The organism is Streptomyces sp. NBC_01003 (assembly GCF_045162695.1).
In the GTDB taxonomy this organism is placed as follows: domain Bacteria; phylum Actinomycetota; class Actinomycetes; order Streptomycetales; family Streptomycetaceae; genus Streptomyces.
In genome coordinates this window covers 1,332,619-1,349,230 of record NZ_CP108707.1, presented here as the reverse complement: position 1 = coordinate 1,349,230, position 16,612 = coordinate 1,332,619, and the positions used below count along the sequence as shown (strand labels likewise).

General features: G+C 70.3%; 15 protein-coding genes. 7 read left to right on the top strand and 8 right to left on the bottom strand.

What is annotated here, in order from left to right:
• Positions 1-123: 123 nt before the first annotated feature.
• Positions 124-855 carry a GntR family transcriptional regulator gene (locus OG698_RS06335; protein WP_406101958.1) on the bottom strand — a complete coding sequence of 244 codons (732 nt, stop codon included), beginning with the start codon at positions 853-855 and terminating at the stop codon, positions 124-126.
• Between the two features lie 217 nt (positions 856-1,072).
• Here OG698_RS06335 and OG698_RS06330 point away from each other — a divergent pair, with 217 nt between their 5' ends.
• From OG698_RS06330 to OG698_RS06320, 3 genes are all read left to right on the top strand, one after another.
• Positions 1,073-2,398, top strand: coding sequence for an amidohydrolase family protein (locus OG698_RS06330; RefSeq protein ID WP_406101957.1), 1,326 nt, complete (start codon positions 1,073-1,075; stop codon positions 2,396-2,398).
• Positions 2,395-3,933: an APC family permease gene (locus tag OG698_RS06325; protein WP_406101956.1), complete on the top strand. Its 1,539-nt coding sequence runs from the start codon at positions 2,395-2,397 to the stop codon at positions 3,931-3,933. The genes OG698_RS06330 and OG698_RS06325 overlap by 4 nt, the downstream gene beginning before the upstream one ends.
• A gap of 126 nt (positions 3,934-4,059) precedes the next feature.
• Positions 4,060-4,638, top strand: coding sequence for a dihydrofolate reductase family protein (locus OG698_RS06320; protein ID WP_406101954.1), 579 nt, complete (start codon positions 4,060-4,062; stop codon positions 4,636-4,638).
• A 162-nt stretch (positions 4,639-4,800) separates the two neighbouring features.
• On the opposite strand, the gene OG698_RS06315 is transcribed toward OG698_RS06320, so the two are convergent.
• Genes OG698_RS06315 through OG698_RS06305 form a run of 3 tightly spaced genes read right to left on the bottom strand, consistent with a single transcriptional unit; the run spans position 4,801 to position 8,192 of the window.
• Entirely contained in the window at positions 4,801-5,979 is a 1,179-nt protein-coding gene (locus tag OG698_RS06315; protein ID WP_406101952.1) for a serine hydrolase domain-containing protein, read from the bottom strand.
• Entirely contained in the window at positions 5,979-6,377 is a 399-nt protein-coding gene (locus tag OG698_RS06310; RefSeq protein WP_399971321.1) for a thioesterase family protein, read from the bottom strand. The genes OG698_RS06315 and OG698_RS06310 overlap by 1 nt, the downstream gene beginning before the upstream one ends.
• Before the next feature lie 51 nt (positions 6,378-6,428).
• Positions 6,429-8,192, bottom strand: coding sequence for an FUSC family protein (locus OG698_RS06305; RefSeq protein ID WP_406101951.1), 1,764 nt, complete (start codon positions 8,190-8,192; stop codon positions 6,429-6,431).
• A 180-nt stretch (positions 8,193-8,372) separates the two neighbouring features.
• On the opposite strand from OG698_RS06305, the gene OG698_RS06300 reads away from it, so the two are divergent.
• Positions 8,373-9,005 carry a DUF1345 domain-containing protein gene (locus tag OG698_RS06300; RefSeq protein WP_406101950.1) on the top strand — a complete coding sequence of 211 codons (633 nt, stop codon included), beginning with the start codon at positions 8,373-8,375 and terminating at the stop codon, positions 9,003-9,005.
• 104 nt (positions 9,006-9,109) lie between these two features.
• On the opposite strand, the gene OG698_RS06295 is transcribed toward OG698_RS06300, so the two are convergent.
• The gene (locus OG698_RS06295) at positions 9,110-9,583 is read right to left on the bottom strand and encodes an Hsp20/alpha crystallin family protein (RefSeq protein WP_406101949.1); all 474 of its coding nucleotides are present in this window, start codon (positions 9,581-9,583) and stop codon (positions 9,110-9,112) included.
• A gap of 244 nt (positions 9,584-9,827) precedes the next feature.
• Between OG698_RS06295 and OG698_RS06290 the strand changes: the two genes are divergently transcribed.
• The 3 genes from OG698_RS06290 (at position 9,828) to OG698_RS06280 (ending at position 13,247) form a co-directional block, all read left to right on the top strand.
• A complete protein-coding gene (locus OG698_RS06290) occupies positions 9,828-12,383 on the top strand; it encodes an ATP-dependent Clp protease ATP-binding subunit (protein ID WP_406101948.1) in 2,556 nt (851 codons plus the stop codon).
• Positions 12,384-12,426: 43 nt separating this feature from the next.
• On the top strand, positions 12,427-12,702 hold the full coding sequence (locus OG698_RS06285) for a hypothetical protein (protein WP_406101947.1): 276 nt from the start codon (positions 12,427-12,429) through the stop codon (positions 12,700-12,702).
• Positions 12,703-12,785: 83 nt separating this feature from the next.
• Entirely contained in the window at positions 12,786-13,247 is a 462-nt protein-coding gene (locus OG698_RS06280) for a GreA/GreB family elongation factor (protein WP_406101946.1), read from the top strand.
• A 159-nt stretch (positions 13,248-13,406) separates the two neighbouring features.
• Here the strand turns inward: OG698_RS06280 and OG698_RS06275 are convergent, their stop codons facing one another.
• The 3 genes from OG698_RS06275 to OG698_RS06265 all read right to left on the bottom strand — a co-directional run bounded on the left by OG698_RS06275 (position 13,407) and on the right by OG698_RS06265 (position 16,531).
• Positions 13,407-14,336 (bottom strand): LysR family transcriptional regulator, encoded by a 930-nt coding sequence (locus OG698_RS06275; protein WP_399971335.1) that lies wholly within the window; start codon positions 14,334-14,336, stop codon positions 13,407-13,409.
• 76 nt (positions 14,337-14,412) lie between these two features.
• Positions 14,413-15,249 (bottom strand): formate dehydrogenase accessory sulfurtransferase FdhD, encoded by an 837-nt coding sequence (fdhD, locus tag OG698_RS06270; protein ID WP_406101945.1) that lies wholly within the window; start codon positions 15,247-15,249, stop codon positions 14,413-14,415.
• 82 nt (positions 15,250-15,331) lie between these two features.
• The gene (locus OG698_RS06265; RefSeq protein ID WP_406101944.1) at positions 15,332-16,531 is read right to left on the bottom strand and encodes an MFS transporter; all 1,200 of its coding nucleotides are present in this window, start codon (positions 16,529-16,531) and stop codon (positions 15,332-15,334) included.
• Positions 16,532-16,612 lie beyond the last annotated feature (81 nt).

Genomic DNA, 16,612 nt, shown 5'->3' with positions numbered 1-16,612 from the left:
CGCCGTCAGAACGCGGAGCCTCGGCGAGCGCCCGGACCCGGCGGACCGCCTGACGGAACTCGGCACGGGGCTGCTCCTCGGACAGGAGTGGCGGGAGGCGGGGGCCCTGGCCTCCCGCGTTGCTCAGCCCGCGTCGGTGCCGCTGTCCACGCCATTGCCTCCGTCAGCGATCCGCGTCGCCGTGTCGGAGAAGTAACGCAGCGCCGAGTCGCGGGTGCCGGCCACGTGGCGTCGGGCCAGTTCCTCCGCGCGGACCGCGTCGCGGTCGCGGACAGCCTCGTACAGACGCTCGTGCTCCCCGCACATCGGATCGCCGTCGTTGAGGTCGGAGGTCAGCCGGAAGAGCCGGCGCAGTCGCGCGTCCAGAGGTGCCATCAGCTCCTGGAGGAGCGGGTTGCCCGACGCCTCGACGATCTGCTGGTGGAAGTCCGCGTTGTGCGCCACGGCCTGGCGCAGCCGACCCGCGTCGGACGCCTTGCGGCTGCGCGTCAACAGGCGCTCCATCGTGCGTAGTTGGGTGGTCGTCGCGTGGCGCGCCGCGAGTCCCGCCGCCAGGCCCTCGAGGTTCTCCCGGACGTCGAAGAGGTACGTCGCGTCCTGCGCGCCGAAATCCGTGACCACGGAGCCGCGCCTGGCCTGCACGGACAGAAAGCCCTCCCGTTCGAGCCGCTGCATGGCTTCCCTCAAGGGGATGCGGGAGACGCCCAGCTGCTCCGCCAGTTCGCGCTCCACCAGTCGCATGCCCGCCGGGAACGTCCCCTCGATGATCCGCTCGCGGAGTTCCACGTAGACCCGCTCTCTCAGGGACTGGTGGGTCTCACCGATCGTGGGGCGGCGGTCAGCGCGGGTGGTCATCGAGTCCTCTTCAGTGGCGAGCGGGCACGGCCGTGACCGCCCCCGGGGGTGCTCCTGATCATCGCAGACCGCGGAAACAAGATCCCACAGACCATTGCCTGGTATTTGGTATACCAGTTAGCTTGTCGTTGCCCGCCGCTCACCAGCAGCGTTCCGCCGGATTCGCCGACCGGCTGGTCAGTCGTGCCGGGCGCCGAACGAACAGTTGGAGGAAGTCGTGTCGCATCACGCCGACACCCCGTCGATCCCGCTCGCCCCCGAGGTCCTCAGGAACGCCACGCTGCCCGACGGCCGGCGCGCCGACATCCACCTCGCGGACGGTCGGGTCACGGCTTTGGTCGACCAACCCGACAAGGCCGGCCGGCCCAACGAGCCCGGCCGGCCCGACACCGGCCGAGGGTCGGTCGTCGGGCCCGGCGGCATCGACCTCAGGGGCGCACTCGTCCTGCCCGCGCTCGTCGACGGGCACGCCCACCTGGACAAGACGCTGCTCGGCGCACCCTGGCAGCCGCACCCCACCTCGGCCACGCTGCGCGAACACATCGCGAACGAACGGGCCCTGCGCGCCTCCACCGACGTACCGGTGGCCGACCGGGCCACGGCTCTGGCGCACCGCATGGTGTCCCTCGGTACCGGCCATGTGCGGTCGCACGTCGACATCGACCCGGACGTGCGTCTGGACGGCCTGCACGCGCTGGTCGAGGTGCGGGAGAAGTTCCGCGACCGGCTGGGTATCCAGATCGTCGCGTTCCCGCAGAGCGGCGTGGTCACCGCGCCGGGCGTCGCCGACCTCCTCGACGCGGCGCTCTCGGAGGGCGCCGACCTGATCGGCGGGCTCGATCCGGCGGGCTTCGACGGGGACGTGGACGGCCAGCTCGACATCGTCTTCGGCCTGGCCGAGCGGCACGGAGCGGGCATCGACATCCATCTGCACGACGGCGGCCTGACCGGCACCCGGCAGCTGCGGGCCATCGCGGAGCGGACGGCCGCACTCGGCCTCGACGGCACCGTCACCGTCAGCCACGCCTACGCCCTCGGAGAGGTCGATGGCCCCGAACTCGACCGCACCGCCACCGCCCTGGCCACGGCCGGAGTGGCGATCATGACGAACGGCCCCCGGCACTCCATGCCGCCCGTGCTGCGCCTGCGCGACCACGGCGTCCGCGTCTTCGCCGGCTCGGACAACATCCGCGACACCTGGTGGCCCTACGGCACCGCGGACATGCTCGAACGCGCCACCGTCATCGGCCTCCAAGGCGACCTGATGACCGACGAGGAACTGCGTTACGCGGCCTCGTTGGCCACCGACGAGGCCGCGGCCGCACTCGGCCTCACCGGCTACGGCCTCGCCCCCGGCTGCCGCGCGGACCTCGTCGTGATCGCCGCAGCCGGCGTACCGGAGGCCGTCGCGGCCCACCCGCGACGCCTCCTGGTCCTCCACGGCGGACGCGTCGTGGGACCCGCACCCGAGCACGACTTCCCGAACTTCCCCGCCATTTCCGTACCGGGCGGCGACGCCTCTGCCCCGCAGGAGGAGCGATGAGCGTCCAGCCGTCCACAGCCGAGCCCGCGGCCGGAGCGGCCGGAGCCACCAGAGCCACCGGAGTGGCCGGAGCCGCCGGTAGACCCGCACCCGGCGACGCCGGGCAGGACTCGGGCGGAGGTCTCTCCTCCGGACGGATCGGCACCTTCGATCTCGTCTTCTTCGTGGTGGCCGCCGCCGCCCCACTCACGGTGCTCGCCGGCGTGGCACCCGTCGCCATCGCCATCGGCGGCCCCGGCGCCCCCCTCGGCTACCTGATCTCAGGCGCCCTGCTCGTCCTCTTCGCCGCGGGCTTCACGGCGATGAGCCTGTATGTACGCAACGCCGGCGCCTTCTACGCCTACGTGGCCCGCGGCCTCGGACGCACCATCGGCGTCGGTATCGCCCACGTCGCCGTGGTGTCGTACAACCTCATCACCCCCGGAGTGGCTGCGGCCTTCGGCTACTTCGCGGCCGGCTCGGTGCACGACGCGACCGGAGCGGACATCCCGTGGTGGGTGCTCTCCGGTGTCTGCGTCCTCGCCGTGGGTGTGCTCGGCTGGCTCAGGGTGACCCTCAGTGCCAAGGTCCTCGGCGTCGCGCTGATCCTCGAAGTGCTGACCCTGCTCATCATGGACGGCGGCATCCTCGGCCACCGGGGCACCGAGGCCCTCGACGTGCACTCCTTCGACCCGAGCACGCTCGCCACCGGCGGGATCGCGGGCATGTTCGTCATCGTGATCGGCGCCTTCACGGGCTTCGAAGCCACCGCCATCTACGCGGAGGAGGTGCGCGAACCGAGCCGCACCGTCCCGCGTGCCACCTTCATCGCCATCGGGTTCCTCGCCCTGTTCTACTCCGTCGGCGCATGGCTCATCATGGGCGCGTTCGGCACGGACAAGGCGGTGGCCATGGCCCGCGCCGCAACCGGCCCCGAACTCACCTTCAGGGCAGGCGAGTTGTACGTAGGTTCGTGGCTGGCCGACACCATGCACGCCCTCGTCATCGTCAGCGCCTTCGCGGCCACCCTCGCCTTCCACAACGCCGCCGCACGCTACCTCTACGCCCTCGGACGCGAAGGACTCCTGCCGCGGCGACTGGGCATCGTCTCCGCCCGGCACGGCTCTCCGGGCATCGCGGTGAGCACGCAGACCGTCTTCAACCTCCTGGTGATCCTCCTCGGGGCCGCCCTTGCCGCCGACCCGTTCTCGCAGGTCCTCATCTGGACCAACAGCATCGCCGTCCTGGGCATCATGGTCATGCAGGCCCTGGCGGCCCTCGCCGTGTGGGCCTTCTTCCGGCGCGACCGACGGGGCATGTCGGCCGCCCGCGTGGTCTGGTCCCCGCTGATCGCGTTCGCCGGTCTCGCGCTCCTCACCGTCCTGGCGGTCCTCCACTTCGACCTTCTGACGGGCGCTTCAGACACGGTCAACGCCGTCCTCCTGGCACCCCTGCCCGTGGTCCTGCTGGCAGGCATGTACATCGCCCTGCGCATCCGGCGCCGGGACCCGCAGCGCTACGCCCGGTTGACCAACATCGACGTCGAAAGGGACTGACACCCGGGGTGACGTAGACGGGCGGTGCGACCTGCCCGCTTATGTCTCTCGTCGAGCGATGAGTCCCTGGGGCGTGCTCGGTCTATGCATGTAAGGGATTCACGCGACGGACACCCAGGAGATCCGATGAGCAAAGTGGTCATGCACAACGTGGTTTCCGTGGACGGCTTCATCGCCGACTCGGAGGACCAGGTCGGCCCGCTGTTCGACTGGTACGCGAACGGCGACATCGAGATCGGCTCGAACGGGAAGCTGTCGATGTCGAAGATCTCAGCCGACTACGTCCGGCCGATGTGGGAGAGCATCGGGACGCTGGTGATCGGGCGGCACTTGTTCGACATGACCAACGGCTGGGAGGGGAAACCGCCGGCGGGGGAGCACGTGGTCGTGGTGTCGCACCGGCCGAGGCCCGAGGGCTGGCACCCAGAGGCGTCGTACTACTTCGTGGACGGTGTGGCGCAGGCGATCGCGAAGGCCAAGGAACTCTCGGGGGACAGCACCGTCGGCGTGGCCGCCGGAGATGTGGGCGGGCAGGCGCTCGCTCTGGGGCTGGTCGACGAGGTGGCCATGGACGTCGTGCCCGTCGTCTTCGGCTCGGGCAAGCGGTATTTCGGGTCCGTCGACACCCAGCACCTCCTGGAGGACCCCCACGTGGTGCTCCAGGGGGACCGCGTACTGCACCTCCTTTACAAAGTCCGCCGCTAGGGTCTCTCGTTTGGATCAGGCTGGATCAGGGAGCAGGGTCATGGGGGTCCCCCCTGCTCGAGCGCAGCCGAGAGCTTGGGGGAGTCGGCGAGTGACGACAACGCCGCAGATGGGCGTGCCAGACCCCGCGAGCCCAGCCTGATCCAAACGAGAGGCCCTGGTTCAAGAGGTCAGGACCGAAACGACCCGGTTGGTCATGTCCTCCGCAGAAGCCAGCCGGGTCTGGGTGTAAGCGAGCACCCAGCGGAGCCGCTGATCGCGTGTGGAGAACACGCGCGTCCGGTATCCATAGGTGTCCCCTGTCTTCCCCCAGAACGTCACGCCGTTCACCGTGGCCTGCTGCAGACCCAGGCTGTACCGGGCGGGACTGCCGTCGAGCATGCGCACGCTGTCGGGTGGCATCGTGAAGAGGTGGCCCATCGCGCGCGGTGGCAGCAACTCGCCGGAGAACAGCGCCTGATGGAAACGGATGAGGTCGGCGACCGTCGAGACCAGTTCGCCCTCGCCCCACGCGTAGGAAGGGTCGTACACGGTCACGTCCCGCAGCGACCCGTCGGTCATCTGCAGGTAGCCGCGCACATGAGAGCCGTGCAGTCGCGTGTCGTGGCCCGGTATCAGAGTGCCTCGCAGGCCCAGTGGACGGACGACACGCTCTCTGATCACCTCGCCGTACGGGCGTCCGGTGAGGGCCTCGACCAGCAGAGCCAGCAGGACGTAATTGATGCCCCGATACTCCTGCTTGCTGCCCGGCCGGAACTTGAGCGGATCGAGCGTCACGGTGCGCACCAGTTCCTCCGGCGTCCACCTGTCGAACCGATGGCGCAGGACGGCTTCCGGGGTGCTGACGTCGGGCAGGTCGCGATGGTCGGGGAGCCCGCTCGTGTGGTTCAGCAACTGCGCCACGGTGATGCGCGCGGACTCGGCCGGAAGCAGTCCGGGGAGGTGCCGTCCGAGGGGCTCGTCGAGGTCCACGAGTCCCCGCGACCACAGTTGCAGCACCACCGTCGCCACGAATGCCTTGGTGACGCTGCCCGCGCGGAACGCGTCGTCCGGGCGTACCTGACGGGTCGTTCCGATGTCGGCCACGCCTGACGTGCCGTACCAGCGCTGCCCCGGATGGTCGACGAGTAACTGCGCGGACGTGGCCGGTGGGTGGGTGAGGTCGGAGATCGCTTCTTGTAAGGCGCGTGTGTCCAGCGAGCCTGAGCCCGACGGCGTTTGCGCGGCAGCACGTCCCGTGCCGACCAGCATCGTGCCCGCCGCCGCACTGCCTGCCAACAGGGAACGTCGCGAGAGGGATGTCATGACGTCGATCTTGCCGCCGACGCCGCGCGCTTCCATCAGGGATGGCCCCCACGCGCACCCTGATCGGTCCCGGAGTCCTGGTCCGACACCCCTGCGAGGAAGCGTCGCCGGTCGACGATCGCCCGGTCGATCTCGCCCGTCGCGACCAGCGCTCCCGTACTGTCCAGGGCCCGTACGAGGAAGGTGAGCCGTCGGCCTTCCGCTTCGGCCGGCGGCTCCGCGAGGACGTCGACCCAGGCGCCCACGCGTGTGGCACGAAGGTGCTTGATGCGGACACCGGTTCCGACCGTCGTCCGGTCCGGCGCCGTGAAGGGCGCAGCGGCCCGCACGGTGGCCGCCTCCATCCACGCGATCAGCCACGGGGTGGCGAGAACGGGCAGGTCACCGCTTCCCACCGTCCTCGCGGTATGGGCATCGGACACCTCGTGGCGCATCACACCACGCTAGCCCGAGGCCGGAGGCCCGCGCGCGTTGGCCGTGGGCCGCTACCGCTGATGGTGGAGCCGTTCCAGCAGGAGATACGCACGTTGCTCGGCGGCCGCGAGTTCGGCGGGGTCGATCCCCGCCGGCCACAGTTCGCCCGCGGCGGCGTCGTCGGCATCGCGCAACTCGACCACTGCCAGCACCAGTTGGACCTGGACGACCGGAAGCTGGGGTCCCGAGCTCTCGGCCAGCGAACGTGCCGCCTGATCGGATGCCTGCGTGCAGGCGGCCAGCGCACGCTCGACGCGCAGCGCGGCGTGGTCATGAACCACCAGAAGGGCGCAGCCGAGCCCGACGACGATGCCGAGCACGCTGCCGAGGACGCGGTCGGCGACGAGTTCCCCGGCAGGGGCGGGCGCGGCGAGGTCGCTCATCAGCAGGGCCAGCGGGGTGAGGAAGACGACGCCCAGCCCGTAGTTGCGCGGGACGAAGTACTCAAGGAGGAATTCGAGCAGCACGATCACGCAGGCGAGTGCCACCGGCCTCGGGTCTGTGGCGAGCACACCGAGTGCGAGGAGCAGACCGATGACCGTGCCGAGGGTGCGCTGGACGGCGCGCTGGGCCGTGGTGCGGAGGTTGACGGAGTGCAGCACGGCGGCGGCGGAGATCGACGCCCAGTAGCTGTGCTCAAGCCCCCCGGCCACGGCCAGCCCGCCCGCGATCCCGGTGCCCAGGACCATCCGCACCGCGGGAACGGCGAGGACGGCGCGGTGTTCGGGCCCACCAGCGCGTCGCCCCATCAGAAGTTCGGTGGCGCGCCAGGCGACAGGGTGGCCCGGTCCCGCGGCGGGCCCCGACACAGGGGCCGTGGGAGAGCCCTCGCCAGGCGGGCCGGCCAGCTCCGGCAGAAGCGCGGGCGGTCGGCGGCTCCGCTCGGTGAGGATACGAGCCTGCCGGAGCAGCTGCTCCGCCGTCGCGGCGGGGTCGACCGGCGCCCTGCGCGCCGAGCTGATCAGCAGCGACCACGACAGGTCGGTGAGGCGTACGAAGACTCCGTCCCGGCCGGCCTGGTGCGCCTGCGTCGGAGGCGCGATAGCGAGGGAGTGGTACGCCTGCAGCACCGCAACCGTCGTACGGTGTCGCGCCTGCCGGGTGTCGCCGCCGGGTCCAGGCCCGGTCAGCAGTCCCGCGAGCTCACGCAGGGCCCTGGCCACGGCGAATCTCTGCGGACGGTCCGGGTGCACCAGCCAGCCGGACACACCGAGTACCCAGGCGACCGCTGCGCCGGCCGCGGCAAGCCCGGTCTGCGGGAGAACTTCGGCGGTGGTGGGCGCGCCATTGGCCGCCACCGCGAAGGAGAACAACAACAGCACCGCGCCGAGCCCGCTCAACCGGGTCGCGTCACACGCCAGCTTCGCCAGCCCGGCGACCAACGCCGTCGCCGCGACCACGACGGCGGCACCCCAGCCGCCGGCTCCCGGACGAACCCACGCGGCGAGCGCCGATCCGCAGCCCACGCACGCCGTCATGGCCACCGCGACCAGCGCGAGAACGCGAGCGCGACGCGGGTAGGGCAGGTTGCGCCCGAACGTCGTGGTGAAGGCGCCCAGCATCGCGTACACGGACAGATCGGGCCGCCCAGCGATCGCCACCGGCAGCGCCACAAGTGCCATCGCCAAGGCGCCGCGTACGGCGAAGAGAAGAGCCCCGTCCGCCCGCTGGAGCGCGAGTGAGCCGCGCGGGGAGAGGAGGCGCACCACGCTGGCCACGGCAGGCCGCCAACCGTGCCTGGTCACGGCAGCGACTGGGCGGCGGGAAGAAGGCATGTCCGGTATATACCACCGGCTCCGAGCGGAGTTTCCGATCTGATTGCAGCTGGTTCCGACCGACTGCGGCGGATCCGGCCGACTGCAGCCGACTGCACCGGATCCAGCTGAATCCAGTCTGTGCCCCCGCCGCAGGCTTCGCCAGGCTGGCCCGTGGCGGAAAGACTAGTGTGGTGATCTATGACCACACGGTTGCCCTTGTCCGCGGTTCCCCGGCTCGGTGCCGCCGTGGTTGGTGGTGCGGTGGTCGGGGCGATCGTCGGAGTGGTGAACAACGCGGCGCTGGGTGTTCTCTCCGGTATCGCCGCGACCGAACTGCTCTTCGTGCTGGCGGGCTGGGTGGTGCTGTGGCCGATGGACGCCAAAGCCACCCGGGTCAATGCCCGACGGGAGGACTTCCAGCCCATCACCGATGAGCTCGTGATCGTCGGCGTCGCCCTGTGCGGCCTGGTCGCCACCGTGCTGCTGCTCCTGCTCGGCAAATCCGAAAGCGGCCACGCCGCGGCGGCAGTAGCGCTCGGCGGCGTGTTCATGGCCTGGGCGGCACTCCATCTCATGTACGCCACGCGCTACGCGTACCTGTACTACACGGCCTCCGGCGGGATCGACTTCAACAACGACGACCCGCCCGCCTACAGAGACTTCCTCTACTTCAGCTACAACCTCGGCATGACCTACCAGGTGTCCGACACCAACGTCTCGACCTCGACGATCCGCTCGGTGGTGCTGCGGCACTCGCTGCTGTCGTACGTGTTCGGCACCAGCATCCTCGCCACGACCATCAACCTCGTCACGGGCATCGTCACCGGCTGACATCCGCACGACAGGAGGTCTCCGCAGACAGGACGTCCGGAGCAGGCGGGTGGACACTGAGAGGGGACGGGCGCCGCTCGGCCCCTATTTTTCGGTGCCTTCGGCTATTCTTCGGTGTCTTCGGCGCGGATTTCGATCGTTCGCCGCGTCACCGCCGCGGTCTTCGGCAGGCGCAACGTCAGGACGCCTTCCGCCATATCCGCCTGGATACGATCGATATCGACGTCGCCGGGAACGCGAACTCCATAGGAAAAGGTCCCGGACCGGCGACGCAGCGCATTTCCGTCCGTGGTTTCGTCGACGGCGCCGGAGATGTGAAGTTCCCTGCCGTCCACCTCTACGTTCACGCGCTCACGAGGGACACCGGGCAGTTCCGCGCGCACCACATAGGCGACACCTGAGTCCGCCTCCTCCACCACGGGCATCCAGTGCTGCGAAGGTCCGGCAGGCTGCGAGGAGCGCTCCAGCAGACGGCTCACCTCGCCCCACAGGTGCTGAAGCTCCGTTGCCGGATCGGCCCCTGCCCACCAGGCAGTTCGTGCGGGATGCGACCGCGTGACGTCTGCGCGTTCAACCATGATGTGCTCTCCGACTCCGTCGACTCTCGCGGCGCTCACCCGCCGGATTCTCTCGACGACAGCCTGCGTCCCCGGCCGCCCGCCCGCAATCAGGCCCGCGCCATTGGGTAATCAGGCCCGCGCCATTGGGTTGCATTCCCCTCCGCACTTGATTCCGGCGCTCAGGTGCACCGATTTCGCTGCTGTTGCGGCCCAGCTGACATCGCGCTTGAGTTGAACCAATATCTCTCCATCAGGAGCAGGCATGTCGATGTCCTTCGGTTCAGGGTTCGGCTCGTCCGACCCCTTCAGCGACTTGTTCAACCGGTTCTTCGGAATGTCGCCGGCATCCTCACCGCCGGCCGTCCAACGCGTGCCGATCGGACGGCTGTTGACGGATTCGTCGCAGGAACTCCTCGGTCTCGCCGCCCAGAAGGCGATCGAGGACGGAACCTCCGATCTCGACACCGAGCACCTGCTCTGGGCGACCACGAAGATCGATCCGACCCGGAAGCTGCTCTCCCAGATCGGTGTGGACCCCGACGCGCTGTCGACGGAAGTCGCCGCAGTCCTTCCGCAGGAGTCAGGCCAGCCGTCGGCGGAGCCCGGACTCACCCCGGCGGCCAAGCGCACGCTCCAGGCCGCCTACTCGCACTCGCAGGCGGCCGGAGCCTCGTACATCGGCCCCGAGCACATCCTCGCCGCGCTCCTGAGCGACTCCGACAGCGGCGCCGCCCGACTGCTGCGCGCGCAGGGCTTCAGCCCGGACCGACTGGAGAGCCTCGCGGATCAGGCGTCCCGCACGGAAGGGGCCGCGGAGCCCAAGAAGCCGGCGACGACGCTCGACGAGTACGGCCGGGACCTGACGGAGGACGCGAAGGCGGGAATGCTCGACCCGGTCGTGGGGCGGGCCGACGAGATCGAGCAGACCATTGAGATCCTCTCGCGGCGCTCCAAGAACAACCCTGTACTCATCGGTGAGCCCGGCGTCGGAAAGACCGCCATCGTGGAGGGTCTGGCCCAGCGCATCGTGGCGGGTGAGGTCCCGGCAACTCTGAAGGACAAGCGAGTTGTCTCGCTCGACCTCTCCGGCATGGTGGCCGGCGCGCAGTACCGCGGCCAGTTCGAGGAGCGCCTGAAGAAGGTCATCGAGGACGTCCAGCAGGCCAGCGGCAGCATCATCCTGTTCATCGACGAACTGCACACCGTCGTGGGCGCGGGAGCCACCGGCGAGGGCGCCATGGACGCGGGCAACATGCTGAAGCCCGCCCTCGCGCGTGGCGAGCTGCAGCTCGTGGGCGCGACGACCATCGACGAGTACCGCAAGCACATCGAGAAGGACGCAGCGCTGGAGCGCCGCTTCCAGCCCGTACTGATTCCGGAGCCGACCGTCGAGCAGACCGTGCAGATCCTGGAGGGGCTGCGCGACGCGTACGAGGCCCACCACCAGGTCCGCTTCGCCGACGGCGCCCTCGCGGCGGCCGCCGAGCTCTCCGACCGCTACATCAGCGACCGGTTCCTGCCGGACAAGGCCATCGACCTGATGGACCAGGCAGGCGCGCGCGTGCGGCTGCGCAGCGCCGGGCGCTCCACCGAGGTCGTCAGCCGCGAGGACCACATCGCCAAGCTGCGGCGCGAGCAGCAAGAGGCCGTGGCCGGTGAGGACTTCGAGAAGGCGTCGGAGTTCAAGCGGCAGATCGCGCAGCTCGAAGGCGAACTCGCCGGGATCGAGGAGCGACGCGAGGGCGTCGTCTCCGTCACCGCGTCCGACATCGCCGACATCGTCTCCCGCCGCACCGGGATCCCCGTCTCCCAACTCACCGCGAGCGAGAAGGAGAAGCTCCTCAATCTCGAAGCGGAGATGCACGAGAGGATCGTCGGCCAGGATGAGGCGGTCACTGCCGTCTCGGAGGCGGTACGCCGCAACCGAGCCGGCATGGGTGACCCCAACCGCCCCGTGGGCTCGTTCCTCTTCCTCGGCCCCACCGGCGTCGGCAAGACCGAACTCGCGAAGACCCTCGCCGACCTGCTGTTCGGCGACGAGGATCACATGATCCGGTTCGACATGAGCGAGTTCCAGGAGAAGCACACCGTCGCCCGGCTCGTCGGCGCCCCTCCCGGATACGTCGGGTACGAGGAGGCCGGCCAGCTCACCGAGAAGGTCCGCCGGCAGCCGTACAGCGTGGTGCTGTTCGACGAGGTGGAGAAGGCGCACCCGGACGTCTTCAACACACTGCTGCAGATCCTCGACGACGGGCGTCTGACGGACGGTCAGGGCCGCACCGTCGACTTCCGGCACTGTGTCGTCATCATGACGTCCAACATCGGCGCCCACCGCATCCTCGCGCACCACGGTGACACGTCCGAGATCAAGGACGACCTGATGCAGGACCTGCAGAGCCGGTTCCTGCCGGAGTTCCTCAACCGCATCGACGACATCATCATCTTCCACAGCCTCAGCGGGGACGACCTCTCGCAGATCGTGGACCACCTCCTGGACCGGAGCAAGCGCCGGGTGCACGCGCAGGGCATGACCCTGGACGTCACGGAAGCGGCCAAGAAGCTGCTCGTCGCCCACGGTCACCAGCCGGAGTTCGGTGCGCGTCCGCTGCGGCGCACGATCCAGGCCGAACTCGACAACCGCATCGCGTCGATCCTGCTGAGCGGTGACGCGGAGCCCGGGGACACCATCGTCGCGGACGTGGTGAACGACACCATCCACTGCACCGTGCGCAAGGACGGCGCTGGAGAGAAGGCGAAGGCCGAAGGGGCCGCGGAGGACCCGCCCGCGGCCGAGGCGCAGCAGACTCCCGATGCCTGATCCGGTCGGGCGCGCCTGACGGCGCCTGAACCAAGGAGGACACATGGTCCATCACCACAAGTCCAACCGAGACGTCGAGGGCAACCCCGACGACCGGCGGGGCATGCCCCTGCGGCCCAACGTGGACGAGCTCGAAAGGCGCACCCAGGAGGACCTGCGGGGCGTCGGGCTGCGGGTGAAGAAGCCCGAGCGGCCCGCGAAGCAGTACGAGGAGATCCAGAGGGAGGTCGACCGCGAGGTCGACAGGGGCGAGATGCCCAGCGGCAAGATGTCCCGGGCGGAGCGGGAGGCCTTCCCGCCGACCCGCTACGGCAAGTGACCTTCCCGCAGACACAGACACAGACACAGACGCAGACGCAGACGACCGCAGACCACCGGCCACGACAAGTGAAGGGAGCAGGAATGAGCGGAGAGCCCGAACCGATGAGCGCCACCGAGCGCCGCGCGCTCGAGCAGGAACTCGCCGACGTGACGGCCGAACGCGACGCGGACGCCGCCACGTTGCAGGACACCACCGAGGTGGGCGACCGTGCCGACCAGGCCGACGAGTTGATCCGCTCCGACGAGACCCACCGTCTCGACGCCCGCATCGACGAGATCAAGGTGCGCCTGCGCGGCGCCGCCGACGCGGGCCGGCCCAGCGCGGACGTGGTGGGCGTGGGCAGCACGCTCAAGGTGAGGTACTCGGACGGCTCGGTGGCGACCGTCCAGATCGGCGAGGGCGCGGCGGTGCTCGACCAAACGCTGGTCACCGCCGACAGCCCGCTCGGCAGCGCGCTGCTCGGCCACCGGGCCGGCGACAGCGTCAGCTACGACGCGCCCGACGGGCAGGCGACGGTGACGGTCGTGTCCGTCGGCGAGTAGCCGGACGCGTCCAGGGCCTCTCGTTTGGATCATGCCGGGCTCGCGTGGTCTGGCACCGCACCTCGCGGCGTTGCCGTCGGTCGCCGACTCCCCAAGCTCTCGGCTGAGCTCGAACAGGGGGACCTGCTCCCTGATCCGGCCGGATCCAAACGACAGACCCTAGGAGACCCCGGGACCACCGGGGAGGCGTTCCAGCGCGGCCGCCACGTCGGTGTGCCGGGCGACGTCCGTCAGCGCGCGGGCCATGACCGAACCCGGCTCGCGGGCCGTGACCACCAGTCCGACCGGCACGGTCCGGGAGGGTTCGACGAGTGGCACCGCGCGCATGCCGTGCGGGACACCGAAGACATGCAGCCACGCGTGCGGCACGATGCTGGCCCACCGGCCCGTCCTGACATGGGCGAACAGCGCGCCCACCGAGTCGGTCTCGACCCGGGGCGACGGCCGGGTCCCGGCCTCGGCGAACACCTCGTCCAGCACGCGGCGCCCCTGCATGGAGTCGGTCAGCAGGCACAGCGGCAGCCGTGACGCCTCCGTCCACGTGGCCGTCGTGCGATGCGCCAGAGCATCGGCGGCCGTGATCAGGAGCACGTACCGCTCCTCGTACAGCGGGACGGTGTGGAAGTTCTCCGCAAGGTCCTTGTGCAGATAGGTGATTCCGGCGTCGATCTCGAAATTCTGCAGCTGGCGGAGGATGTCCCGCGACTGGAGGTCCGCTATCACCTCCACGGTCACCAGCGGGTGCTCCGCGCAGAACGGGCCGGTCAGCAGGGAGACTGCGCCGGACGCGGTCGGGACCGAGCCGATCCGCATCCGGCCGCTCAGCCCGGTGCGCAGCGCGCCGACCTCGTCCTTGAGCGCGTCACGATCGGCGAGGATCCGCTGCGCCCACACCACGATGCGTTCGCCCTCGGGTGTGAGGCCCTCGTATTTGCGGCCGCGCCGGACCAGCGGCACGTCCAGTTCCTCCTCCAGCTTGCGGATCGCCTCGGAGAGGGCGGGCTGGGAGACGTAACAGGCCTGGGCGGCGCGGGCGAAGTGGCGCTCCCGCGAGAGGGCCACCAGGTATTCGAGTTGGCGAAACAGCACGTCATGGGTCTACCCGACGGCCCAGGGGAATGCCAACCGGGCTCGCTGGCCGCCGGACGAGTCACCGGTCAGGGCATCAGGCCACGGGCACCTGTTCCAGCCGCTCGGCGCCGGTGTAGACGTTCATCGAGGTGCCGCGCAGAAAGCCGATCAGGGTCAGTCCGCTCTCGGCTGCGAGGTCCACGGCGAGCGAGGACGGGGCGGAGACGGCCGCCAGCATGGGGATTCCGGCCATCAGCGCCTTCTGCACCAGCTCGAAGGAGGCCCGGCCGCTCACCATCAGAACGGTCTCGCGCAGCGGCAGCAGCCCCTCGCGCAGAGCGAAGCCGACCACCTTGTCGACGGCGTTGTGCCGGCCGACGTCCTCGCGCAGGCACAGCAGTTCGCCGTCGGCGGTGAACAGGCCGGCGGCGTGCAGGCCGCCCGTGCTGTCGAACACCTTCTGGGCCGCCCGCAGCCGGTCCGGCAGCGCCGTCACCAGCTCCGGACCGACGCGCAGCGGATCCTCGGAGACGGTCCACGCCGCAGAGGTGCGCACCGCGTCCAGGCTGGCCTTGCCGCACAGCCCGCACGAGGACGTGGTGTAGAAGTTCCGCTCCAGAGAGGCGTCGGGTGCGGCCACGCCGGGGGCCAGGGCCACGTCCACCACGTTGTACGTATTGCCGCCGTCGGCCGTGGCGCCCGCGCAGTAACGGATCCCCGCCACATCGTCGCCGGCGTGCACCACGCCCTCGCTCACCAGGAACCCGGCCGCGAGATCGAAGTCGTCGCCCGGTGTCCGCATGGTCACCGTGAGCGGACGCCCGCCCACCCTGATCTCCATCGGTTCCTCGACGGCCATGGTGTCCGGCCGGTACGAGGACACCCCGTCCCGAACTCGCAGCACACGCCGACGCGCGGTCACGCGTCCCATGATGGTGCTCCTCTCCTCGGAGCAGTACTCCGATGTTGTCGACGATATGACGCGTGGCGGACCTCGTCCTGCGGCCGCGCCATCAGGGAAGACTCCGGCGGCTGTTCCCGGCTGTGACAGCCAGGCACAGCAGGCCCACAACCGCCATGCCCGCCAGGAGCGCCGGGTAGGGGGCGGTGCCCGCGCCCGCCGTGAGGGCGAGCAGGAGCGGTGTGAGGAAGCCGCTGTAGGTGGCGCCCTGGTAGAGGACCGCCGTCGAGGGGTGGGCCTTCGGCGGCATGAGCCGCTCGATCTCCATCAGGCCCGCCGCCAGCGTGAGCCCGTATCCGGCACCGAGCAGGGCCGCCGCGGCCAACACGAGACCGGCGGAGTTCCGGTGCACGGCGATCGCGCCCACGGCGAGTCCTCCGATCACGGTGACCATGGCGGTCAGGGTGGCCCGCGCGCTGTGCGCGTGGTCCAGCCATACGGCCAGGGGCTGGACGACGATGCCCATGGTGAGCGTCAGCGCCGTCACGAGACCGCTGAAGAGCGGCGCGTATCCGGGAACCCGGTTCGCCACCAGCGGCGGCAGCACGACGTACGCCACGGTCGCGGCGCCGAAGACCGCCGGGCTCGCGGGAAGCACGACCCACAGGAAGCGCCTGTTCCCGACGACCGCCCGGTGCAGGTCCACGACGCGGGACGGCACCGGGGCGGCACCGGGTGCAGGGGCCGTCTCCGGTACGCGGCGGGTCGCGCCCAGCACCAGCAGGGCCAGCAGACAGTGGGCGAGGCCGGGCAGCACCATCGGATGCGGCAGCCACTCGGCGAAAGCGCCCGCCGTCACCGCACCCGCCGCGAAGCCACCACCGGTGGCGTACGTCGCGCGCCGGTCACCGGCATCCGGGCGCCCGGCCCAGGCCGACAGCTCCCGAAGCCATTTGGTCCCCGCGGTCAGGACGACACCTGCCGCGAATCCGGTGGCCAGTCGGCTCACGTAGACGGCGTTCGCGCTCACCGGCGCCGCCGCCAGCAGGGCGCTCGCGGCGGCGGACAGGGCCAGGGCGGGCCGGACCGTGAGGCATCGGCCGAACCGGTCCGCGGCCGGGCCGCCGAGCAGCAGGCCGGGGAGCAGACCCAGCAGGTAGGTGGTGAACATGGCGGCGACCGGGACGGGAGGCCAGTGCTCCTGCGTCCGGTACACCACCGCGAGCGGGGTGAACTGGTTCGCGCCCCACCCGGCGGCGAACACCGCGGCCGCCGCCGGAAGCCAGCCGCGGACGGCGCGAGATGCGGGCATGCAGGCAAGTACCTTTCTGAACACGGTGCTTCGGCCCGCCGTCGCGGCGGGCACTCCGAGGACTCCGGCACTCCCTGAGCT